Raw genomic sequence first — 25,868 nt, 5'->3', positions numbered from 1 at the left:
CTAAATATTACCAACCTGGATTTTGAGTATAAACCCCATTTAAAAGTCTAACCTCGGTCTCTGGAATTGGAACTAAACCTTTAGTCTCTGGTCTATATTTCACACTGTAATTTGCATCTACTCCAGAATTTCTTACCTGAATAACATCATTAAATGCTGTATTAACATCTCCCCAACGTACCAGATCAAACCAATGTAAAGCTTCAAAAGCAAATTCATGCAAACGCTCTTCTTTTAGTGCACTTAATGAATATCCCACAGGATCTAATTTTGCTCTTGCTCTAACGGTATTCATACCATCTGCTGTTTTAGTAATTTCCGAATGCATTAATAACACATCAGCAAAACGCATAAAGATAAAATCCTGTGCATGCATTAACTGCATTTCTGCATTAGCCCAGTCATATAACTGTACAAACATTCCAACGTTTGCACCTTTACCATTATCATATTGAAGCGAAACATACTTTTTATTAAATAAGCCTGTTTCATGATCACCTTTGTCTTTAGCATAATTTCCAGTTCCTTGATCAACTCTACCAACCTCTAAAATAGACCCCCTTTTTCTTGGATCAAGATCTGACCATCCGCTATATAATTTAGGATTTACAGTACACCATCCCCATCCTTCACCAAAAGGAACCAATGAGTTACCACGAATTGAATTATATAAGGTCAGCCTATTGGTATAAATATTACCATTTGTCCACCCCCAATCTCCAAATGAAAACCTTTGTACAAACATCGTTTCCAAATTTCCTGTTCCAAACGTTGGACTAGCTCCATCTTGACCAACCCATGCCAAACCTTCAGCTGCTGCCCAAGGTAATATGTTAGTTCCTGAAGCCTTATTTAAATAAGAGTAAGGCCAAAGATTTCTAAAATCTGGAACCAATTTATACCCACTGTTGCTTATACAATCACTTAAATAAGTAGCTACCTGTGCACTAGTAATAGAACCTCCACCAGCAAGTGGCAAATCTGCTGTTGCCTGATTTTCTATATTAGACATATAACCTGTATAGAATAAAAATACACGTCCTAAATAAGCCTGCGCCACCCATTTATTGGCATGTCCATATCTTGCGGTAGGAATACTTGTAAAAGGAGTAGCTGGCATTGTTTCGATTGCTAATTTTAAATCCGAAGCAATTTGAGCAAAGGTTTCTGTGTAAGTAGCTCTTGGAGCACGTCTATCCCCTTCATAGGTAATTATTAATGGTACTCCTCCAAAAAATTTAGCTAATCTAAAATAATAGAAAGCTCTCATAAATAAAGCTTCTCCCAATGCTTGATTTTTAAAATCGACCGCCTCTGCAGGAGTATTAAAGTAGGTAGAAAAGTCTGCCAATGGAACTTTTTCTATAATTGCATTTGCTCTTGAAATTCCATTATAGGACTGCACCCACATATCGCGATAAGTATCTTCTGTTGGGTCTTCAAAATTATCCACCCATTTGGCAGCTTTATCATCAGGACCTCCACCACCTAACATCATGTTGTCCATCAAATTGGCGGCCACTTGCTCTTCACTAGTAATAGCATTAGTATAAATAGCGTTATAAACACCCGCCATTGCCTCATCAATATCCGTAGGAGATTTATAGAAACTTACTAAACTCTTTTCGGTAATATTGTCTTGATCCAAATAATCATCACAACTTGAAGCTGTAAAAATTACTGAAATCGCTATAATATATTTTAGTTTTTTCATTTTGAATGTATTAATATTAAAAATCAGCACTTAACCCAAACATTACTGTTCTCGATTGTGGATACAAACCAAGATCGATTCCTGAAGCCCAAGCCGTAGTGGTATTGTTTCCTGACCATCTCACCTCTGGATCCATACCATCATATTTAGTAAATGTGTATAGGTTATTTACTGCAACATAGAATTTAAGATTAGAAATAAATGTAAAGTCTTTTAATAATTCATTAAAATTATAACCTACCGTCAAGTTATTAATTCTCAAATAATCTGCATTGTGTACGTATATATCCGAAATATAGTTTGAGTTTCTATTTGAAACTGAACTTAAACGAGGCATTGTATTAGAAGTACCTTCACCATGCCAGCGGTTAAAAACATCTGAAGTATAATTTTGCTTAGGCATATCAGCAAAAGATCGGTAAGACTGCATAACCTGCATACCATATTTACCAGCCATTGTGGTGTTTAAATAAACATTTTTATATTCAAAATTTAACTGTATACCTAATTGAAAGTCAGGATTCGGATCTCCTAACATTGTTTTATCTTTTTCGTCGATAACACCATCGTTGTTTAAATCTACAAAACGAACATCTCCAGGGCGCTGGTCATTAAAATAAGGCTGTCCAGATGGGCCAACATAAGCGTCAACTTCTTGTTGATTTTGTAAAATTCCTGCCGTTTTGTAACCGTAGAAATATCCTATCGGAAAACCAACTTGTGCTCTCGAAATCTCTGAAGTTCCTTGTGATAATACATTACTAACCCCATGAATTATTCCATCTTGGTTAGCAACCCTTGTAACTTTATTTTTATTTACAGCACCACTTACAGTAGCCCCATATTTAAAACCACCAACTTTATCTTTCCAGCTTACAGAAAATTCGAAACCTTTGTTTTCGATATCCCCTCCATTAATATAAGGGAATCCAGCTCCAGCAGTACCTGGAAGCTGCGCCACAACCAACCAGTCTTTAGTCGTTTTATTATACCAGTCAAAAGTTAATCCCAACCTAGAATTGAACAAGCTAGCATCCAATCCAAAATCTAACTGCTCAGATGTTTCCCAGCTAACATCAGGATTTGGAACTTTTGATGGATATGCCGTTTGACCAGAAACGGGCTTAGTATCTCCAAAAAAGTATCCAGGAAATGCATAAGCAATACTTGACGTATAATAAAAAGCATAATCCGTCCATTGATTTCCATTTTGTCCCCAGCTTCCTCTTAGTTTTAAGAAATTAAGCGTTTTTGAGGTACTAGACATAAAATCTTCTTTTGAAATAACCCAACCAGCAGATACAGAAGGGAAATTACCGTATCTGTGACCATCTCCAAAATTAGAAGACCCGTCACGACGAATTACAGCAGAAAGAAGATATTTTTCTTTATAATCATACTGAGCTCTAGCAAAATAAGACATAATACCACCGCCACCTGCAGCAGTATCCTTTCCTGAAGTATTAATTGCAGCAATTGAAGTTGGAGATTTTGTATTATTTAAATAGGCATATTTTGGATCCCCAGGAAATGTTAGTCCATTTCTAGTACCCGAAATATCTGTATTTACCACATTTTGTAGTAACTCAGTACCAATTACAGCGTTAATATTATGATTTCCAAACTGTTTTTGATAGGAAACAGTATTCGTCCAAGTCGTATTTGCTCCAAAGTACTGAGATTGTGTAGCACCATCTACTGAATCATTATAAAGTACACCTAAATGGTAAGTCGGATTCATTGATCTGCTATACCCAAACCATGAATCAACATTGTAAACCGATTTAAATCGAAGATCAGCAATTGGTTCAACTTCTAAAAAGACATTTCCAATAATTTTATGATCCCTCGGATAATTGTAATTACTTCTATAATACATTACAGCTAAAGGGTTAGTCTGATTCGTAGAAATACCTTCAAGAGTAGGAGTAAATCCAAATGGACTTATGTTTCTATCAATAGCCGTCTGCCAGTAAGCAGGCTGCAACGGATTTTGTGTAAGGGCATTATGCAAATCATTCCCGTAGATATCGCCCGAAGACACATCTCTCTTTTGAATGTTTGTGTAAGTTAAATTTTCTCCAATCGTTATGATACTATGGCTTTCATTCTTTTTCAATACCATTTGCGTATTCATTCTTGCAGTTAATCTTTTAAATCCTGCATCTATAAGATTCCCACCCAATATACCATCTTGATCAAAATACGAGAATCCTAATGAATAAATAATGTCTTCACTTCCACCTGTCATATTTATAGAGTGACTAACAATTGGCGCATCTTTTTTAGACATTTCATTAACCCAATTAGTCCCAGTCCAGCCATTTTGCAACTTGTCCCAAATTTCATTTCCTAATTGCGTTCCTGCACCAGGATAATTTGCTTCCAGCCAGCTATTATTGGTCAGCGTAGCTTTCCAATCAGTTGGCGCAAGTCCATCGTTAACTCTTCCTTCATCCATAATATACATATATTCCTGCGCATTCAAAGGATCCAAATTTTTATAAATGTTTTGAATACCAAAGTAAGAGTCATAACTAATTCTAGCAGGTCTTCCTTTACGTCCTTTTACAGTGGTTACCAAAACAACTCCATTAGCTGCTCTTGAACCATAGATTGCGGCAGAAGCAGCATCTTTTAAAACATCTATAGATTCAATATCTGAAGGGTTTAGATAATCAATATCTCCAACTGGCACACCATCTACGATATACAAAGGATTTGAATTTCCAACTGTTCCGATTCCACGAATAGTCACTTTGGTTCCAGCGCCAGGAGCACCACTATTTCTAGTAATACTAATACCTGGTGCTATACCTTGAAGTGCTTCCATGGCTGAACCTGTATTTAAATCCTGAATCGTTTCTCCTTTTAAATTGGTAGAAGCACCAGTAATCAAAGCTTTCTTTTGTGTGCCGTATCCAATAACAACCACTTCATTTAAACTTTGAGATACCGCTTTAAGTACAACATTTAATTTTGTTTTTCCATTTACTACCTCATTAGCAGTTTCAAAACCAACGAAACTAACCACCAAAGTTCCGTTTGAAGGAACGCTAATCTGAAACTTTCCATCAAAGTCAGATGCAGTTGCTTTGTTAGTCCCTTTTACTAAAATCGTTGCCCCTGGGACGGGCAATCCACTTTCGTCATTAATGGTTCCGGTTACCGTAATATCCTGAGCGAATGCGATAACTGAAAACAATAAAGACGAAACACAAAAAATAAGTAATTTTGTCAATTTCATTTTTCTAAAAATTTTGGTTAATTAATTAGTAATTCAATGCAATTATAATGTTAAATTTCAATAAAGTAGAATTAAAATTCCTTACAAAAACACTTCAAACTAAATATCGCTACACTACAAAAACACAACATTTTTTTTTTAATTAATTAATTTACTGTATTTTAGATTTGACAAAATTTTGTTATAAAAATGTTAATTAAAAAAAACGTATATTACATTAGATTAACATCAACTACAACGATATAAATTAAAAATAATTTAAAAATATAGATTTATTCAGATTGAAAAATCAACATTTTAAGTACATTATTAAGCATTTCTAATAAAAATACATTTAAAATTTTATGAAATTCATAGTTAGACCATTAATACTAATATTACTATTTTTCATACAAAATTCAGTTTTTTCTCAGGTTAAAAACATCGGAATTCCAGACATTAAAAACTACAAAAGGTCAGAATACAAAGGGGGAACTCAAAACTGGAGTATTGATCAAGATAAAAACGGCAATATTTACTTCGCCAACAACAGTGGTTTAATTCAATTTGATGGTTCCAACTGGCACAAATATTCTTTACCAAATAAATCAGAGATAAGAAGCTTAAAGATTGATGCTTTGGGAAGGATTTTTGTTGGAGGAAATAATGAATTTGGATATTTTAAAATCAATGAAAAAGGAATTCTAAAATACTATTCTTTATACAACTTACTTAGCCCAATAGACAAAGAAAATATAAATCTGATCTGGAGAATTCATATCTTTAATGGCGAGGTTATCTTTCAATCTTTCTCAAAAGTATTTTTTTTAAAAGGTAAAAAAATTACCACCTTAAATGCTCCCCATAAATTTCAGTTTTCTTTTTTGGTAAAAAACCGCCTCTATTTTCAAGACAAAACTCTGGGTGTACTAGAATATAAAAACAGAAGACTTACTGCTGTTAAAGGCACCACTTTTTTTAATGATAAGGAAATCTGGTCCCTTTTTCCACTCCCAGATAACCGATTAATGTATGCCACTTTAGAGAAAGGCCTTTTTGTATCTGAAAATGGCAGTATCAAACCTTGGGAAACTGAAGCTAATGATTTTATAAAGAAAAACACTTCTCTTGGAGGTTCTATAATTAAAAATAAATTTATTGTACTTAATTCGGTACTGGACGGCGCAATTATATGCGATTTAAATGGAAAAATAATTCAACACTTAAATCGACAAAAAGGCCTTCAAAATAATACCATTTTAGCATCATTTATAGACAACAAAAATAACATTTGGCTTGGTCTTGATAATGGTATTACGTTTATAAACGAAAACTCTCCTTTCTCCTATTTTGATTACAGTTACAACATAGGAACTGTTTATGCATCAACAACATTTCAAGGAAATCTATACGTTGCTACCAATCAAGGTCTCTTTTATCATCCTTGGGGACAATCCTTTAAAGACAGTCCGTTTACTAGAGTCGAAGGAACAATCTCCCAAGTCTGGAATATTCAGGTCTTGAATGATGTCTTAATCTGCGCCAGCAACAGTGGGGCGCTAATTATCCAGAAAAACAGAGTTTCAAAAATATTGGACACAAAAGGATATTTTGGATTCAAAAAAATTCCAAACCATCCCGATTACATTATAGGAGAAAGTTACAATGGCTTTTCGGTTTTTAAAAAATCCGGAACTGGCTACGACTATTTACATCAAGTAAAAGGTTTTGACGAAACCACTAATAACTTTTCTGTAGAAATAGACGAAAATTATTTATGGCTCAAAAAAGATCCGTTTCTATATCAAGTCAAATTATCCGATGATTTAATGAGATTCGATTTTATGAAAAAACATGTTAATATATCCGAAAAACATAAAGGAATTAACAGTCTTCAAAATATTAATGGCAAGGTCTATTTTCAGGTAAAAAATCATTTCTACAGATATTCGGTTGAACAAGAAGCTTTTTTTGAAGACAAAAAGATTACTAATTTATTTAAAGGAATTCCAACCATCAATACATTAATTGAAGATCCTTCTGGAAATTTATGGTATGTATTTAATGAATCCCTTGGCGTTTTGGTTAAAAACAAAAACGGAACCTACGCAAAAAAACAGTCCATTTTCTCTAATCTGACGGGGAATCTAGTAAATAATTATATCTCTGTAAACGCAATAGATCCTGAAAACATTTTTATAGGATTAACCGATCGATTAACACATTATAATTCAACAATACCGAATACTTTTATGACAAAACCGAAAGCTTTCATTGAAAGTTTTTCATTTCCTGGCGATACTATTTTAACCGGTAATCTTACTTCCAAAACTGAATCATATAGTCTGCCCTATAAATACAATCGTGTAAAGTTTACGTTTGCTTCGCCAACATACGAAAATCAAGAAAACGTAATGTACTCTTATAAACTGGAACCTTTTGAAGAAAACTGGAGAGGCTGGTCATCAACATCTATGAAAGAATACACCAATTTGAGAGAAGGAAATTATGTGATGAAACTAAAAGCCAGAAACAGTTATGGAATAGAATCTAATATAAGCGAAGTAGAATTCACGGTTTCTCCACCTTGGTATAGACATTTTCTTGCCTATTTATTCTACCTAATTTTAATTTTATTAGGAGCTTATTTAATCTCTGTAAGAGTTAAATTAAAAATTAGAAAAAACAGATATTACGAAACTATCGAACAGCGTAGATTATATCTCGAGAAAGAATCTAAAATCAGACATGAGCAACATGATCTAGAAAAAGAAATCGAAAAACTAAAAAATGATAAGCTTCAAATTAAAATCTTAGCAAAAGACAAAGAATTAGTAAACAACTCTTTACAAGTTGTAAAAAAGAACAAAGTACTAAATGGAATCATTCATAAACTTAAAGATATAGATACCAGTATATTAGACGACAATACTAAGTCTGAATTTAGCAAATTACACAAAAGCATTGTAAAAGAAGTGAATACTGACAAAAGCTGGAAAGATTTAGAAAAACATATTAAAAACGTTCATTTTGAGTTTTTAAAACGTTTAAAAGGACAATATCCAACAATTTCTCCACGAGAACTAGATTTATCAACCTATTTATTAATGAATATGTCTACTAAAGAAATAGCTGAAATCATGAATATTTCAACTGGTGGAGTTGAACTAGCACGTTATCGCTTAAGAAAAAAACTAGGTTTAAACAAGAAAGAAAATCTAATCGGATTTTTAATGACTATTTAAAAAGAGAAAGCCATTCTTTATTGAATGGCTTTCTCTTTTTTATGAAATATATTCTAAAGTTCGTTCTAGAGCCATCCCCCTAGAACCTTTAATTAAAATCGTATTCGAATTGAATTTAAAACTTTTAAGAAAATCCGCAAACGTCTCAAACGTTTCGAAGAACTTGATATTCTCTTTCGAAGTCTGATTAGCATAAAATGCTTTTCCTATTAAAAAGCACAATGCCTGATTTTGATCTCCCAAAGAATCTACTATAACTTTATGTTCGTATAGGCTTTCATTTCCTAATTCAAACATATCTCCAAGAATCATAATTTTATTATTTTTATCTAATTGCAGAAAGTTTGCAATTGCTACTGCCATACTACTAGGATTTGCATTATAGGCATCCAATATAATCTCATTTGAGCCTTTTTGCATCATTTGAGATCTATTGTTAGCAGGAATATAATTCTCAATAGCACTCTTTATATCACTTTGATTTACCTCAAAATATTTTCCAATCGCAACAGCTGCATTGATATTATTGGCGTTGTAAAGTCCAATTAAATGTGAGTCTATTTTAAAATCATTATAATCAATGACAACAAAAGGATTTGCAGTAATTTCATTAATATTCAGATCTGCGCCTTCGTTATTCACACCAAAAGTAAAAGATTTAATTCCTTTTGATTTTTCAATTTGAATAGGATCTTCAAGATTTACAAAAACTGTTTTTTGATTCGCAGCGAGATATTGGTACATTTCACTTTTTCCAGCAATTACACCTTCAACTCCTCCAAAACCTTCCAAATGCGCTTTTCCAAAATTGGTAATATAACCAAAATCTGGCTGTGCTATTTGACACAAGAATTCAATTTCTTTTTGATGATTTGCTCCCATCTCTACAATTCCAACCTCAGTTTCTTTTGTAAACGAAAGCAAAGTTAAGGGCACACCTATATGATTGTTTAAGTTTCCAATAGTGGCTTTTGTATTGAACTTTTTTGACAATACAACATTTATTAATTCTTTGGTTGTTGTTTTTCCATTACTCCCTGTTAAAGCAACAATTGGAAGCGCTAAATAAGAACGATGAAATTTTGCCAGCTCTTGAAGTGTCTGTAAGCTATTTTCAACTAGAATAGTTCTATCATCAATATAATAGGACTTGTTGTCAATAACAACAAATAAAGCACCCAAATCCAAAGCTTCTTTAGCGAATGTATTGGCATCAAAATTCTCTCCTTTAATCGCAAAAAACATTGAATTCTTTTCAATTTTTCGGGTATCAATAGAAAGAGAACTGCATTGTAAAAACAGATTATGAATGTCTTGAATATTCATTTATAAAATTTTAAATAGACCATAAAAATAGAAAAAAAACAATAAAAAAATTCCAAATTCCAAACTGAATATGCAGCTTTTGGAATTTGGAATTTTCTATACTAGAAATTCTAAATCTTAGTTTCTAGGAGATTTTCTTCTTTCAGATTTTGCACCTACTCTAGACATTGCACATCTGAAACCAATGTAATCAGTTGCCATATCTTGAGGGAAGTATCTTCTTTGAGCAGGATCTAACCAATAAGCTCTATCTCTCCAAGAACCTCCTTTATAAACTCTTACTTTATCATCGATTAAAGTAGTACGTTTACTAGAATTATCATATTTTCTTATCATTTTACCTAAACTGTCTGTAGTAACATTATGTTTAGGAGAATTGTACATAGCTTGATCTGCTTTTGAACCTGATTCAGAATCACCAAAGTCAAAATATCTTGAAGATTGTTTATCACCATCTCTATAGTTGATATTATCACTTGTGCTGAAGTTTTGTCTCAAATAAGTTTCTTGCTCATCAACCGGTACCTGAGCAATTTCTCCAGGAAGGTTTCTTGCAATAACTTTACCATTACTTAAAGTATCATACTTAATTGTAGCAGTTGTAACAATTTCAATCTTACCATCTTTACCAATTTTGTTTTTAGCATATTGATTACCTCTATAGTAGTTGAAATCATTTGCTTCATTATCAATAATTGGTCTGTAAACGTCAGCTACCCATTCTGCAACGTTTCCGGCCATATCATATAATCCGAAATCGTTTGGAGCATAACTTTTTACAGCATTTGTAATATCTGCACCATCATCTGACCATCCTGCAATTCCACCGTAGTCACCGTTTCCTTGTTTGAAGTTAGCCAATTGATCACCTTTGTTTTTACGTTTATTAGAACGTGTATAATCTCCAGACCAAGGATATTTCTTTTGTCCTTTGTAGATGTTATACTCTCTTTGTCCAACATCAGCAGCAGCTGCATATTCCCATTCTGCTTCAGTAGGAAGTCTGTACTCTGGTAAGATAATTCCAGAAGAACGTTGTGCGTAAACATTTTTCTCTTCAGGAACCACACCATCTTTTCCAGCTTTTGGTCTTCTACCAGTTGGGTTTTTCTTTAATACAATTTCTTCGCTTCCACCACGTGATGTACTTGGAGACATTAAGTATCCTTCAGTATTAAATGCGTTTTCAGCATTAACATCATTTGTTTTAGCACCTTTTTGAAGATATCCGTTTTTCTCTAAAACTGCTTCGTTCACACGGTCAGTTCTCCATTTACTAAATTCAACAGCTTGAATCCAGTTAACACCAACTACAGGATAGTTAGCATAAGAAGGATGTCTTAAGTAATTATTAGTCATCGTTTCGTTGTATCCTAAACGATTTCTCCAAACAAGAGTATCTGGCGATGCTCCTTCGTAAATATTTTTGTAATTTTCTTCTGTTGGCGGGAAAACTTTCTTTAACCACTCTAGGTATTCTAAGTACATACCGTTTGTAACTTCGGTTTCATCCATATAGAATGACTGAACGTGTTGTTGAGTTGGTGTGTTATTCCAATCATGCATAACATCATCCTGTACCTTACCCATAGTAAACGTACCTCCTTCAACAAAAACCAAACCAGGACCTGCCTGTTGTTTTTTACCTGCATTTCTAGCAGCAGTTCCATTCTGACTATCTACATCCCAGCCTGTTGCTCTAGAAGCGTGACTCGAACTCGATTTTTTGCTACAACTAGCCGTGCCCAACATCAATACCATTGACATCATTAACTGCAAGACTACAATTTTGTTTACTTTCATACTCATTCTTAGGTGATAAATTTAGGTGCTGCAATATAATAATTAACATTTAATTGGCAACATCTGTTCTAATAATTTTATTTAGCTGTTTTTTATCAGGAAAATAACCTTTAGTTACGAACGCAAAAATATACTTTTTATTATTTACTGTAACATGAAATACTATATTTTTACTTACTAATTATTTTTTAATTAAATTTCACTTTTTAAACCAATGAAACAGTTAATTTTCATCTACCTCTTTTTGATTCCAGTTATCTCATTTTCTCAGCAAAATGGGGATATAACAATCAATTGGCAAGATAAAAAAGAGGCAAATTACGGTGAAAATAAAATCCTGATTCCATACTTCTTAGAAAGCAGTTTTCGTTTCGATATGACAAAAAAAAGCATAACGTTATTAGAAAATCTAAATCTGACTAATGCACCTAACGGCAGTTCAGTGCAAATTAGCAACATCATTTACGAGCCTGTTTCAAGAGCGGATTTAGGTGATTTAACTATTGAAAACATCCCTACAAAACCAAATGAATCCTTAATTATTACAAATTCTAGAGACTTAAAACGTACTTTTCTTTCTTTATCCCCCATTATAAAAGACGGAAATGGCTTTAAAAGAATCAAATCTTTTTCTTATTCTATTAATTCTTCGGCAGCTAGAAATACCAGCAATTCTATTTTTCAAAAAACTGCTGTAATTTCAAATTCTGTATTAGCTTCAGGAGATTGGTATCGTTTTTATATTCAAAAATCTGGCGTATATAAGATTACCAGATCTTTTTTACAAAGCTTAGGCTTTGATCCTTCAAAAGTAGATCCACGAAGAATAAAAATCTATGGAAATGGAGGTAAAATGCTTCCTTTGGCCAATAATATTTATTATCCTGATGACTTAACAGAAAACACCATTCAGGTAATTGGCGAAAGCGACGGTGTTTTCAACAATGAAGATTATATTCTTTTTTATGCTGAAGGAGTTGAAAATTGGAACTCTGAAAGCCAGACCAACTTAAATTTATACGATTCTAAATCCTATTATTACATTACAGCTTCTGGCACAGATGGAAAAAGAATCCCAAATTTTAATCAGCCAACAGCCAACAGCACAGTAGAGCTAAACACGTTTGATGACTATCAATTTCATGAAATTGATCAAACTAACGTTGTTCATTTAGGCCGTCAATGGCTTGGAGAATCATTTGACATTAATCAGGAACAAGAGTTTTCATTTACTTTTCCAAATCTTGACACCACCATACCTGTAAAAATAGAGGTAACCGCTGCTTCTGCCGCATTTACAAATACTTCATTCGCGATTACCGCAAATGGACAAAATGTTGGAACGATAAATTATTCTTTTTTAACACCTGATTCCGAAAATAAGTACTTCAGCAAAAGCTTACCTCCTAACACAACTTTTACAGGAGCTGACAACATTAAAATAAAACTAATTTATAACAACAATGGAGTTCCTGGCTCAAAAGGCTACCTTGACTACATTAATCTAACTGCAAAACGAAAACTTACAGGAACTGGAAAACAGTTTCCATTTCAATATAATGACGCTGGCTCTACAACTGGAGTTGTCAATTACACAATTGGGAACGCTACGGGAATATCTCAAATCTGGGATGTTACTGACCTATATAATGTATCCAGAATTGAAAACCCAAACCAAGCCAGCTTTAGCTTTAAAGCCAATTTAGGAGAAATTCGAAAATATGTAGCAATAGATGCATCTGATTATTACACTCCTTTAAAAGAAAACCAGTCTAAAATTGCAAATCAAAACTTAAAAGGAACTATTTTTAGAAACAATCAAAATGCTTTTCAAGACATCGATTATTTAATTGTCACACCAAAATCTTTAGTTTCTCAAGCAGAAAGACTGGCCAACTTTCATCGAAACAATTCAAATTTAAATGTCAAAGTTGTTTCGCTCGAAAATATCTATCAGGAATTCTCGTCAGGAAAGCAAGATATTGCAGGGATTAGAAATTTCGTAAAATACATTTATGAGAACGCCTCTTCTACAGAAAAAAGAATAAAATATTTAAACTTATTTGGAGATGCTTCTTATGATTACAAGGATCGAATTCCAAACAACACCAACATCGTACCTATTTATCAATCGCTAACAAGTACTACTGTTGGCGAAGGCGGATTTGCCACTGATGACTTCTATGGACTTATGGATGCAAACGAAGGAATTGTTGGATATCCATTTGACGGAATTGACATTGCAACTGGACGTATGATCGTTTCAGACAATGCACAAGCACAAGAAATGGTTAATAAAGTTTTAGAATATCATGACACAAAATCATATGGAAACTGGAGAAATAATTTTGTTTTAATCAGTGACGATACAGACGCCGCTGGAGATCAAACATTACAGGCAAACCAAAATGCATTAGCCGATTTAATTGCAACTGAAAAACCTTTTTTCAATATCGAAAAAATATTCTTAGACGCCTATACACAAGAGGCTTCTGCCGGAGGAGCCAGATACCCTAAAGCCAGAACTGATTTCTTTAATGCTTTTGAAAAAGGAGCATTAGTATTTAATTATCTAGGACATGGCGGAGAAGATGGGCTTGCGAGCGAAAGAATTTGGGAAAAGTCAGATGGCCAAAACCTGAACAATCAATATAAGTATCCTCTTTTTATAACCATCACTTGTGAATTTTCTAGATTTGATGATCCATCAAGACCAACTGCCGGGGAATATGTCTATTGGAATCCTAAAGGCGGAGCCATTTCTATGCTGACTACCATTCGCCAAATTGGAAAAATAAACGGAGAAAGCTTTAACAGTACTTTAAACAAAAATCTTCTTTCATTCGGCTCAAATCAATACAACAGTATAGCAGAATCTCTGAGAATTTCTAAAAACGAAAACTCCAGCTCAGGCAGCAATGTAGTTACCTATTTAGGTGATCCTGCTTTAATGCTGGCGATTCCAAAACCTAGAATCAACCTAACAAAAGTAAATGATATTGCAATTTCTCAGCCTATACCCGATTTTAAATCATTATCTAAAATTAAAATATCTGGAGAAATCACAGACGAAAACAATATTTTGTTAAGTAATTATAATGGAGAATTAGCTACTGCTATTTTTGACAAAATGCTTACGAATTCAACTTTAAACAATGATGGATTAAGTCCGCCTATGCAGTTTAAAACTTTGGGTGAAACCATTTTCAGAGGAAATGCTTCAGTTGCAAACGGTCAATTTGAATTCAGCTTTGTAGTTCCAAGAGATATCCGAATTCCTGTTGATAATGGAAAAATTAGCTTTTATTCAAAGAAAAATACTACTTTAGAAAACCAAACTGGATATAATAACATTATTAAGATTGGAGGGATTAATGAAAATGCACCGCAGGACAATATTAGCCCGAAAGTTAAGTTATATATGAACGATGAAACTTTTGTATCTGGAGGCATCACAAACGAATCTCCATTCCTTTTAGCTTTTTTAGAAGACGAAAACGGAATTAATACAGCAAGTGGAATTGGACATGATATTGTAGCTATTTTAGATGGAGATGTGAGCAATCCTTATATTTTGAACGATTACTATCAAACAAAATTAGACGATTACACCAATGGAAACCTGCGTTTTCCGTTTAGAAATTTAGCTCCGGGGCTCCACACCATAAGTTTTACCGCTTGGGACGTATACAATAATCCTGTTACAAGCGAGATTCAATTTACGGTTGTAGGAGACGAATCATTGACATTATCACATGTTCTTAACTATCCTAATCCTTTTTCAACTTATACACAATTTTGGTTTTCTCACAATAGACCTTACGAACCCTTAGATGTGCAAGTGCAAGTAATGACTATAACAGGAAAAGTGGTTTGGACAAAAAACCAAACTATAACGACAGAAGGATTTTTATCGAGAGAGATTACATGGGATGGAAAAGACGATTTTGGAGACAGAATTGGAAAAGGAGTGTATATTTACAAATTAACTGTGAAATCAAATTTAACAAATAAAAAAGCAGAAAAATACGAAAAGCTTGTCATCCTATAATATTATATATATTTGCACCACCAAAAACATAAGTCCCTTAAATGAAAAAACTATCACTTTTATTAATTTGCCTTTTTAGCCTTTATAATTCAAAGGCTCAGGAATCAAGACCTATAGTAACTGGAGTTCCTTTTCTATTAGTTGCTGCAGATGCTAGAGCAGCAGGTTTAGGTGACCAAGGGGTTGCCACTTCTGCCGACGTGTTCTCACAACAATGGAATCCAGCGAAATATGCGTTTTCAGAAGACGCTCAAGGTCTTTCTATTAGTTACACTCCTTATTTGACAGATCTTGCCAACGACATCTCCTTAGGACAAGTAACATACTATAACAAAATCAATGAACGAAGCGCCTTTGCGGGAAGTTTTCGTTATTTTGGTTTCGGAGATATTGAATTAAGACAAACAGGCGACCCAAATGAAGTTCCTAGAAGAGTAAATCCAAACGAATTTGCTTTAGACGGCTCTTACTCTCTAAAATTAAGCGAAGAATTCTCTATGGCTGTCGCAGCTCGTTTTATTAACTCAAATTTAAAAGTCGCTTCAGAAGATGTCGATGCGACAGCTGCAAGAACATTTGCAGTTGATGTCGCTGCGTTTTATCAATCAGAAGAAATTGCTTATCAAGACTTCAATGGGAGATGGAGAGCAGGTATTAATCTTCAGAATCTAGGCCCTAAAATCAGTTACGACAGAGATGATTTTAGCACCAATTTTTTACCTGCCAATTTGAGATTAGGAGGAGGATTTGATTTTATTTTTGACGACTACAACAAACTTGCTGTAAGTGCTGAACTTACTAAACTTTTAGTTCCAACACCTCCAGGAATTCAAGCAGCTGTTGACGGAAATGGAGATGGAGATTTTGACGATCCTGAAGATATTACACAGCAACAGGCTACAGATGCCGCTTATAACAATTATAGAAATATCGGATGGGTTTCTGGAATATTCAAATCTTTTGGAGATGCACCAGGCGGATTCAGTGAAGAGCTGAAAGAAGTTACCTATAGCCTTGCTGCAGAATATATGTATCAAGATTCATTTGCGATGCGTTTAGGATACTACCATGAAAGCCCAGAAAAAGGCGCTAAACAGTTTTTCTCATTAGGAGCAGGATTCAAATACAATATCATGAAAATCGATGTTTCTTACCTATTCTCTGCTTCGAAAATAAAAAACCCTTTAGAAAACACACTTCGTTTCTCTTTAACGTTTAACTTTGGAGACAAATACGAGACGTATTAAAAGAACAGAATAAAATAAAAACAACATAATCCAAATTCCTGCATTTTAGGAATTTGGATTTTTTTTCCCTTAAAAACAGATGAAAGAGATCAATATAACAACTTCATTTACAATTTTTGACAATCTAAACGAGCTTTCTGAAGAAATTCAGAACTTAATGAACCAGGCAATAGAGATTAGAAAAAAAGCTTATGCTCCTTATTCAAAGTTTAGAGTTGGTGCAGCCTTGCTTTTAGATAACGGAAAAATTATTCTGGGTTCTAATCAGGAAAATGCGGCTTATCCGTCTGGACTTTGCGCCGAAAGAACAGCTATTTTTTATGCAGGAAGCGCATATCCAGAAGCCAAAATTTTAAAAATGGCTATTACAGCAGCTTCAGACACCAACCAAACCACTGCTCCTATTCCGCCTTGTGGTTCTTGCCGACAATCAATTGCAGAATATGAGATAAAACAAGAAACTCCTATTGAAATCTATTTTATGGGTGAAATTGGCGAAGTTTATAAATCATCATCATTGAAAAATTTACTCCCATTGATGTTTGATAAAAAGTTCTTGTAAAAAAAAGCCAAAAAGTGGTCATTAAATTTTAGTTCTTAAATGTAATGTCTTATTTTTGCATCCCGACCTTTCGGGCGCAAATTTGTGGGAGGAAACTATTTTGCGTTACAGGCACAATAATCGATAACACAAACAACTTTAGCAAAAGAAAGAATTCAGATGAAAGAAGTTACAAAAGAGGTATATTTAAAGTGGTATGAAGACATGCTACTTTGGAGAAAGTTTGAAGACAAACTTGCAGCATTATACATTCAACAAAAAGTTAGAGGTTTTCTACACCTATATAATGGTCAAGAAGCTGTATTAGCTGGCGCACTGCACGCTATGGATTTGACCAAAGATAAAATGATTACTGCTTACAGAAACCACGTGCAGCCAATTGGTATGGGAGTTGATCCTAGAAACGTAATGGCCGAACTTTTAGGAAAAGCAACAGGAACTTCTAAAGGTATGGGAGGTTCTATGCACATTTTCTCTAAAGAGCACGGTTTTTATGGAGGTCACGGAATCGTAGGTGCTCAAATTCCTGTAGGAGCTGGTATTGCTTTTGCAGACAAATATTTCAACACTGGCGGTGTTACCATGACTTACTTTGGCGACGGAGCTGCTAGACAAGGTTCTTTACACGAAGCTTTCAACATGGCTATGTTATGGAAACTTCCAGTTGTATTTATCGTTGAAAATAACGGTTATGCAATGGGAACTTCTGTAGAAAGAACTGCAAACCACACTGACATCTGGAAATTAGGTTTAGGTTACGAAATGCCTTGTGGACCTGTTGACGGAATGAATCCTGTAAAAGTTGCCGAAGCAATGCACGAAGCTATCGAAAGAGCGCGTCGCGGAGATGGACCAACTTTCCTTGAAATGAAAACGTATCGTTACAGAGGACACTCTATGTCTGACGCACAATTATACCGTTCTAAAGAAGAGGTTGAAGAGTACAAAAAAATTGACCCAATTACTCAAGTTCTTGACGTAATCTTGGATCAAAAATATGCTACACAAGAAGAAATCGAAGTAATTGACCAAAAAGTTAAAGACTTAGTTGAAGAATGTGCGAAATTCGCTGAAGAATCTCCATATCCAGACTTACAACAATTATACGATGTAGTATACGCACAAGAAGACTATCCATTTACACCTCATAAATTATAATATCATGGCGATTAAAGTAACAATGCCTCGTTTGAGCGATACTATGACTGAAGGAACGGTAGCAACTTGGCTTAAAAAAGTAGGCGACAAAGTAAGCGAAGGTGATATCTTAGCTGAAATTGAAACAGACAAAGCAACAATGGAGTTCGAATCTTTTAACGAAGGAACTCTTTTACATATCGGAATTCAAGAAGGAGAAACTGCTCCTGTTGATTCATTATTAGCCATCATTGGTAAAGAAGGAGAAGATATTTCTGCTCTTTTAGCTGGTGGCGATGCTCCTGCTGCTAGTTCCGAAGCTTCGGAACCAAAAGCGGATGCTCCTGCTGCTGAAGCAAAAACTGAAACTGCTGCTCCTGCAAAAGCAGCTGCATTACCAAAAGGAGTTATAGTAGTAACTATGCCTCGCTTAAGTGATACAATGACGGAAGGTACAGTAGCAACTTGGCTGAAAAAAGTGGGTGATACTGTAGCTGAAGGAGATATTTTAGCAGAAATTGAAACAGACAAAGCTACAATGGAGTTTGAGTCTTTCAATGCTGGAACATTATTATACATCGGAATTCAAGAAGGAAGCACTGCTCCTGTTGACAGCTTATTAGCTATCATTGGGCCTGCGGGAACTGACATTTCTGGAGTTGCTGATAACTTTACTGCTGGTGGCGCTGCAACTGCAAGTGCTCCTGCTGCCGAAGAAACAAAAACTGCTCCTGCTGCTGAAAAAGCAACAGAAGCTCCTGCTGAAACTTCAAACGGAGGAAGAATTTTAGCTTCGCCTTTAGCTAAGAAAATTGCTTCTGATAAAGGAATTTCATTAAACCAAGTAAAAGGATCTGGAGAAAATGGACGTATCGTAAAAAGCGATATCGAAAACTTTACTCCATCTGCACAAACACAAACTGCTGCTTCAGCACCTGCTGCTAAACAAGAAGCATCTGCTCCTGCCGCACCAAAAGTATTTGTTCCTGCTGGAGAAGTTTACACAGAAGAGATCAAAAATTCTCAAATGCGTAAAATCATCGCTAAACGTTTGGCAGAATCTTTATTTACTGCACCTCACTATAACTTAGTGATCGAAGTAAGCATGGACGAAGCAATGCAGGCTAGAGCTGCCATCAACAGCGTTCCAGATACAAAAGTATCTTTCAACGATATGGTAATCAAAGCTTGTGCTTTAGCATTGAAAAAACACCCAAAAATCAACTCTCAGTGGAAAGAAGATGCTATCATCATCAACCACCACGTAAACATTGGTGTTGCTGTAGCTGTTGAAGACGGATTAGTAGTTCCTGTATTGAAATTTACAGATGCTATGAGTTTATCTCAAATTGGTGGTTCAGTAAGAGATCTTGCTGGAAGAGCTAAAAACAAAAAATTAGGACCGCAAGAAATGGAAGGAAGTACTTTTACAGTATCTAACCTTGGTATGTTTGGTATTACTGAATTTAATTCAATTATTAATCAGCCAAACTCTGCTATCCTTTCTGTAGGAGCAATCGTTGAGAAACCAGTAGTTAAAAACGGTCAAATCGTAGTTGGAAACACCATGATGTTATCATTAGCTTGTGACCACAGAACAATTGACGGCGCAACTGGCGCTCAGTTCTTACAAACATTAAAACAATACATCGAAAGCCCAGTTACAATGTTGGCGTAATCTTTGTTAATTTTATAATTAAATCCCGTTTTGTTTATTCAAAGCGGGATTTTTTGTTTAATTTTCATCCTCAAATTCAAAACCTCACAAAATGAAGAAACTAATTCTTTTCGCTTTGTTTCTGACAGCAATTGCCTGCCAGAAAAAAGAGCAAACAGAAAAAACTACTGCTGTTATAGACGAACACAGTTACTCTAAACCAGAACTTGCCGTTGCAAAACATCTTGATCTTGATATCAAAGTTGATTTTGATACACAGACGATTTCAGGAAAAGCATCTTGGACAATTGATAACATCAGCAAAGGAAACGAAATTATTTTCGACGAAAACACTTTAAACATTACAAAAGTTACTTTAGGTGATGAAGAAAAAGAAACCAAATTTGAACTTGGAGCAGCCACTGAATTTCATGGAAAACCGCTTCATATTACCATTGAACCAAATACAACCAAAGTAAACATTTACTACAACACAACTAAAGAAGCTGTAGCATTACAATGGTTAAAACCAGAACAAACTGCTGACAAAAAGAAACCTTTCTTGTTCTCTCAAGGAGAAAGTGTTTGGTCACGTACCTGGATTCCGTGTCAGGATTCTCCGGGAGTTCGTTTTACCTACAATGCAAAAGTTACGGTTCCTAAAGATTTATTAGCGGTTATGAGTGCTGTAAATCCGCAGAAGAAAAATGATACTGGTGTTTATACTTTTAAACAAGACAAAGCAATTCCGTCTTATTTAATGGCAATTGCAGTTGGAGATATCGAATTTCAAGCAATCGACAATAGAACAGGAGTTTATGCAGAACCATCAATGCTAAAAAAATCGGCCTATGAATTTGCTGAACTAGGAAAAATGGTTGTAGCTGCTGAAAAATTATATGGCCCTTACCGTTGGGGACGTTATGATGTTTTGGTTTTACCTCCAAGTTTCCCTTATGGCGGAATGGAAAATCCAAATCTAACTTTCTTAACTCCAGGCGTTATTGCAGGAGATCGTTCGCTTACGAGCTTATTGGCACACGAATTAGGACACAGCTGGAGCGGCAACTTAGTTACAAACGCTACATGGGATGATATTTGGTTGAACGAAGGTTTTACTACTTATGTTGAACACAGAATTGGAGAAGCCATTTTTGGAAAGAAAGAATTTGACATGCAAAACGTTATTACTCGCAAAGAATTGATTGATAATGTAGCAGAATATGGAGGCACAAGTCCTGACACTAGACTAAAAGTGAGTTTGACTGGAAGAAATCCTGATGACGGAATCAGTATGATTCCTTATGTAAAAGGGTATGCTTTCTTGAGAGTTATTGAAAACGCTGTTGGACGTGAAAAATTTGATGTTTTTATCAAAAATTATTTTGATGCACATGCCTTCAAATCGATTACGACAGAAGATTTTGTTAAATATTTAAACGAAAATCTTATCAAAGGAGACAAAACTTTAGCAGACAAAATCAAATTGGAAGATTGGATTTACAAACCGGGAATTCCATCAAACATAACTCCTGTAAGTTCAGCTGATTTTGATGCGATTGATAAAATTCAAAAAAACTGGAGAGAAACTGGCGTTGCAGGTTTAAGCAAAAAAATTACAACTACTGCCGAAAAACAGCATTTTATTGACCATCTCCCAGCTGATATTACAGCAAAAGAAATGGAGGCAATTGATAAAGAATTCAACTTTACAAAAGGCGGTAATTTTATCATTAAACGTCAATGGTTTGTTCAGGCATTAATTCATCAATACAAACCAGCTTATCCTGCCATTGAGCAATTTTTGATAGGAATTAGCAGAACTGGATCTGTAATGATGCTTTATAAAGAAATGGTTAAAACTCCTGAAGGAAAAGTTTGGGCAAAACAGGTTTTTGATAAAGCAAAATCTGGTTATCATGCAACGACTATTCAGGCTGTTGAAGGGGTTTTGAAATAGTTTTTTTCAAGAATGTTATTAAAAACAGGTTATCCTTAAAAGGACAACCTGTTTTTTTTTGACAATCATTTGTCATTTCGAGAAACGAGAAATCGCAATAGAAATTCCGCAGTGAGAATCGACAATCTTTATGGAGCTACTTATGGAGATCCTTCCTTCGTCAGGATGACAAACTAGACGAAAATACTCTTTTGAAACCGAGTGTCCCAGCCCCGATAAAAGTGGAAATCCTTTTGTGCTGGGGTTCGGCACAAAAGATTGGAACGGATAGCGGGATTAGCTCCTAAAAAACTTTATTATAGAAATCGAAATACCAAGATAATTCTTCATCAAAAAAACTCAGGGAAAATTATCCATCATATAGCGTACATTCTCCATGTTTTAAAATCTGCAATCGTCGCAACTTTGTAATGTCAAAAGACAACAACTAATAATAACATTAAAAAATTAAATACGATGGCACGATTAACAGCATTAAACCCAGAAGAAGTAACAGGAAAAACTAAAGATTTATTTAACGCAGTTCAAGCAAAATTAGGCGTTGTACCAAACATGATGAGAACAATGGGGAATTCTCCAGCGGTTTTGGAAGGATATCTGAACTTAAGCGGCGCATTAAGCCACGGAAAATTAAGTGCAAAAACTGGCGAATTAATTGCATTAGCAGTTTCAGAAAGCAACTCTTGTGATTACTGTTTAGCAGCTCATACTTTTATCGGAGAAAAATTGATAAAAGCAGATCCAGCAGTTTTACACGCGGCAAGAACAGGAAACTCTACAGATGCTAAAACAGAAGCGATTTTACAATTGGCTAAAACATTAATCAGAAAAGGCGGTTTAGTAAATGACGAAGATGTAAACAACGCCAAAAATGCCGGAGTTTCTGATGCTGAAATTGCAGAAACTATTGGTCATGTAGCTTTAAATGTGCTGACAAACTACTTTAATAATGTAGCAAATACTGAAATAGACTTTCCAACAGTTTAATCAAGAGTTGCACATTCACTATAACAAAAAACAATTTATAAAGATAGCTACGGGTTTATTTCATAGCTATCTTTATGCTTTCAAAAACAAAACACATGAGCTCCCAAAATGTTTTCACTTTAATCAATCCGCAGAATGGGAATTTGGCTTTTAAGATTCTTCCTTTTGATGACAACAGCCACTTTGATCATTTACAGCGAAACAATTATTATTCTTTGATTTGGATAACTAAAGGAAAAGGCAAAGTAAAAGCCGATTTTGCTGAACATCATTTTGAGGAAAACACACTTCTCGCCTTTTCGCCTTATCAACCTTTTATGCTTTGTGTAAATGAACCAATTGAAGGAATCGCAATTCATTTTCATCCTGATTTTTATTGTATTCACATGCATCAAAAAGAGGTTTCATGCAATGGTGTTTTATTCAACAATATTTATCAGCCACCTTATGTACAAGTTACAGAACAGGCTTCTCAGACTTTTAAAATGGTTATTGATCAGATGAAAGCTGAAATTCAGAATGCAGAATTGGCACAATATGAATTGCTTATTTCTTACTTGAAAATCTTTCTAATTACAGCTTCAAGATTAAAAACAGAACAATTGGAAGAAATGAAATCGGTTCCGGATTCTAAAGAGCCTGTAATTCTTCAAAATCTAAAAGATGCAATTGAACTCAATTTCAAAACCAAACATTCAGCAGGAAATTATGCTGAATTACTCAATATTTCTCCAAAAGCATTGGCAAAATTATCCAAGAATTATTTCAATAAGACTTTAACCGATTTAATTTCGGAAAGAATCATTATTGAAGCTAAAAGAGAATTGTATCTAACCAATAAAACAGTCAAAGAAATTGCCTATGAATTAGGTTATGACGATGAACATTATTTCAGTCGTTTCTTTAAAACCAATGCTGATGTTTCGCCTCAAATTTATCGTGAAACTGTAGGATTTGGAAAAATGGATGCTTAGTTTTCAGTCGCAGTCTGCTGATTACTGTAAACTGTTACTGATTACTTATTTTTCGCTTCAATCCATTTGGACATGTACATGGTACTTTTATAAGCATGATGCTGGAGCAAATTTCCCATAAAATTATGCAGACGATGACTTCCGGAATCTATTAAAAGTGAATTTGTGAATGAAATTAATTTATCTGAATAATCCTGTTTTTGGTAACATTTATTAATGATTTCAACTCCATTTTTCTGAGCTTCTTTCCAAAGATTTTCATCTTGATAAAGCTCTATTGCTTTTTTTGCAAAAACTTCGGGATTATCTTCAATACAACCATTCCAAGGCAAATCTAAATGCATCGCTTCTGAACCAATTGAAGTTGTTACACTTGGTGTTCCGCATTGCATGGCTTCTAGTAATTTTCCTTTTAAACCTGCTCCAAAACGAATCGGCGCGAGAACAATTCTTGCTTTTTTGACAATTTCATTGGCATCTTCTGCTCTTCCCATAATAAAAAATCCATTTTTAGGCTGATGCAATTGCAATACTTTTTGCGATGGATAAGCGCCATAAACTTCTAGAACTGCATCTGGAAAATTCTTTTTAAGAGAAGGCCAAATTGATTCTTTTAAATGTTGAACGGTATTCCAATTCGGTTCATGAAGAAAATTTCCGATGAAAACAAAGTTCTTTCGATCTTTGAATGAAGGCAGATTTAATAGATCATTTTCAGTCATTTCATCCACTAAAAACGGAAGATAAAAAAGCAACTTTTTGTTTATCTTAAAAACATCTTCGAGAATATTCATCTCAAATTCTGAAATAATCAAAGACAAATCACATCTTAAAATACTGGCAATTTCTCGTTTTGCTACTTCTTCAGATAATAAATCAATCAATTCAAAAGTTCGATTTTCTTTAAAAGCTTTTTGTCTTGCTGTTCTTAAGCAATGTAAATCTTCAGTATCTAAAATTCGGATTGCTTTTGGACAGTTTTCAATGACTCTCCATCCAAATTGTTCTTCGATCATAAATCGATCAAACAAAACAACATCTGGATTTAATTCAATTATAAAATCGTCAAAACTTGAAGAATTGAGCTCAATATTTTTTTTAGAAACTCCAAATTCAGCTAAATCAATCATAAAATCACTGTCTTGAGCTGCGCTTGCAAAAGTAATTTCGAATCCTTTTTCTTTGAAAATAGAAATCAACTGCATCATTCTTCCGCCTGCTGCAGAAGACTTTGGCTCAGGCCAGACAAACCCAATAATTAAAAGTTTTTTTAGCTGATTCATTGTAATTGGTTTCAACTTACAAAATAATACTTTTTTCCGCGGATTTGCACCCAATTTCCTGAAATTCGGTCGTAAAAAAACACTAATTTTGCAAAATCTAAATGCCTGGAAATTATGTTAGGATTAAAATTAACTACAGACCCTCGCTGGGTAAATATCGTGGAGTCAAATATTGAAGAAATTTTAACGGATCACGCTTGGTGCGAACAAAAAGCAGCTTCAAACGCAATTAGTATTGTGACTTATAATTCTGAAATAGAAGAATTGGTAACAGAAATGCTTGTAATTGCTCGAGAAGAACTGGAGCACTTTCAAATGGTTCACGATATTATAAAACAGCGCGGACTTACTTTAGGCCGTGAAAGAAAAGATCATTACGTTAATGAACTTTTTAAATTCATGAAAAAAGACGGAAGCCGTAGAGACGCGTTATCTGACCGCTTATTATTTTCTGCCATGATTGAAGCCAGAAGCTGCGAACGCTTTAAAGTCCTTTCTGAAAACATTAAAGATCCAGAACTAGCGAAATTTTATCGCGATTTAATGATTTCTGAAGCAGGACATTATACTACTTTTCTAGGATTCGCCAGAAAATATCAAGACAATATTGACATTGATAAAAGATGGAAAGAATGGATTGAATATGAAGGTTCTATTATTACCAATTATGGTAAAAATGAAACCGTACACGGATAA

15 protein-coding genes are annotated in these 25,868 nt (G+C 34.4%); 10 read left to right on the top strand and 5 right to left on the bottom strand.

What is annotated here, in order from left to right:
* Nucleotides 1–7: 7 nt before the first annotated feature.
* On the bottom strand, nucleotides 8–1,714 hold the full coding sequence (locus P2W65_RS08195) for a RagB/SusD family nutrient uptake outer membrane protein (RefSeq protein ID WP_289664803.1): 1,707 nt from the start codon (nucleotides 1,712–1,714) through the stop codon (nucleotides 8–10).
* Nucleotides 1,715–1,730: 16 nt separating this feature from the next.
* Nucleotides 1,731–4,961, bottom strand: coding sequence for a SusC/RagA family TonB-linked outer membrane protein (locus P2W65_RS08190; RefSeq protein WP_289664802.1), 3,231 nt, complete (start codon nucleotides 4,959–4,961; stop codon nucleotides 1,731–1,733).
* Nucleotides 4,962–5,305: 344 nt separating this feature from the next.
* Between P2W65_RS08190 and P2W65_RS08185 the strand changes: the two genes are divergently transcribed.
* Entirely contained in the window at nucleotides 5,306–8,185 is a 2,880-nt protein-coding gene (locus tag P2W65_RS08185) for a helix-turn-helix and ligand-binding sensor domain-containing protein (RefSeq protein ID WP_289664800.1), read from the top strand.
* A 39-nt stretch (nucleotides 8,186–8,224) separates the two neighbouring features.
* Here P2W65_RS08185 and P2W65_RS08180 read toward each other — a convergent pair whose 3' ends face one another.
* On the bottom strand, nucleotides 8,225–9,511 hold the full coding sequence (locus P2W65_RS08180) for a UDP-N-acetylmuramoyl-tripeptide--D-alanyl-D-alanine ligase (RefSeq protein WP_289664799.1): 1,287 nt from the start codon (nucleotides 9,509–9,511) through the stop codon (nucleotides 8,225–8,227).
* Nucleotides 9,512–9,628: 117 nt separating this feature from the next.
* The gene (gene gldJ, locus P2W65_RS08175) at nucleotides 9,629–11,314 is read right to left on the bottom strand and encodes a gliding motility lipoprotein GldJ (RefSeq protein ID WP_289666173.1); all 1,686 of its coding nucleotides are present in this window, start codon (nucleotides 11,312–11,314) and stop codon (nucleotides 9,629–9,631) included.
* A gap of 214 nt (nucleotides 11,315–11,528) precedes the next feature.
* Between gldJ and porU the strand changes: the two genes are divergently transcribed.
* The 8 genes from porU (at nucleotide 11,529) to P2W65_RS08135 (ending at nucleotide 23,889) form a co-directional block, all read left to right on the top strand.
* On the top strand, nucleotides 11,529–15,365 hold the full coding sequence (gene porU, locus P2W65_RS08170; RefSeq protein ID WP_289664798.1) for a type IX secretion system sortase PorU: 3,837 nt from the start codon (nucleotides 11,529–11,531) through the stop codon (nucleotides 15,363–15,365).
* 41 nt (nucleotides 15,366–15,406) lie between these two features.
* Complete coding sequence (porV, locus tag P2W65_RS08165; RefSeq protein ID WP_289664797.1) at nucleotides 15,407–16,612, top strand: type IX secretion system outer membrane channel protein PorV; 1,206 nt, start codon at nucleotides 15,407–15,409, stop codon at nucleotides 16,610–16,612.
* A gap of 79 nt (nucleotides 16,613–16,691) precedes the next feature.
* Entirely contained in the window at nucleotides 16,692–17,174 is a 483-nt protein-coding gene (cdd, locus tag P2W65_RS08160; protein ID WP_289664795.1) for a cytidine deaminase, read from the top strand.
* Nucleotides 17,175–17,333: 159 nt separating this feature from the next.
* The gene (gene pdhA / locus P2W65_RS08155; protein ID WP_179003174.1) at nucleotides 17,334–18,332 is read left to right on the top strand and encodes a pyruvate dehydrogenase (acetyl-transferring) E1 component subunit alpha; all 999 of its coding nucleotides are present in this window, start codon (nucleotides 17,334–17,336) and stop codon (nucleotides 18,330–18,332) included.
* A 4-nt stretch (nucleotides 18,333–18,336) separates the two neighbouring features.
* Nucleotides 18,337–19,989: a dihydrolipoyl dehydrogenase family protein gene (locus P2W65_RS08150; protein ID WP_289664793.1), complete on the top strand. Its 1,653-nt coding sequence runs from the start codon at nucleotides 18,337–18,339 to the stop codon at nucleotides 19,987–19,989.
* Nucleotides 19,990–20,080: 91 nt separating this feature from the next.
* On the top strand, nucleotides 20,081–21,928 hold the full coding sequence (locus tag P2W65_RS08145) for a hydrolase/aminopeptidase (RefSeq protein ID WP_289664791.1): 1,848 nt from the start codon (nucleotides 20,081–20,083) through the stop codon (nucleotides 21,926–21,928).
* 456 nt (nucleotides 21,929–22,384) lie between these two features.
* Nucleotides 22,385–22,915: a carboxymuconolactone decarboxylase family protein gene (locus P2W65_RS08140; protein WP_289664790.1), complete on the top strand. Its 531-nt coding sequence runs from the start codon at nucleotides 22,385–22,387 to the stop codon at nucleotides 22,913–22,915.
* A 95-nt stretch (nucleotides 22,916–23,010) separates the two neighbouring features.
* Nucleotides 23,011–23,889, top strand: a complete 879-nt coding sequence (locus tag P2W65_RS08135) for a helix-turn-helix domain-containing protein (RefSeq protein WP_289664788.1) — start codon at nucleotides 23,011–23,013, stop codon at nucleotides 23,887–23,889.
* A 41-nt stretch (nucleotides 23,890–23,930) separates the two neighbouring features.
* Here the strand turns inward: P2W65_RS08135 and P2W65_RS08130 are convergent, their stop codons facing one another.
* On the bottom strand, nucleotides 23,931–25,172 hold the full coding sequence (locus P2W65_RS08130) for a glycosyltransferase family 4 protein (RefSeq protein ID WP_289664787.1): 1,242 nt from the start codon (nucleotides 25,170–25,172) through the stop codon (nucleotides 23,931–23,933).
* 114 nt (nucleotides 25,173–25,286) lie between these two features.
* On the opposite strand from P2W65_RS08130, the gene P2W65_RS08125 reads away from it, so the two are divergent.
* Nucleotides 25,287–25,868 carry a MiaE family protein gene (locus P2W65_RS08125; protein ID WP_289664785.1) on the top strand — a complete coding sequence of 194 codons (582 nt, stop codon included), beginning with the start codon at nucleotides 25,287–25,289 and terminating at the stop codon, nucleotides 25,866–25,868.

The organism is Flavobacterium panacagri, assembly GCF_030378165.1.
GTDB lineage: Bacteria > Bacteroidota > Bacteroidia > Flavobacteriales > Flavobacteriaceae > Flavobacterium > Flavobacterium panacagri.
Note: the sequence above shows the minus strand (reverse complement) of the source record. Positions and strands in the feature narration are given on the sequence as shown.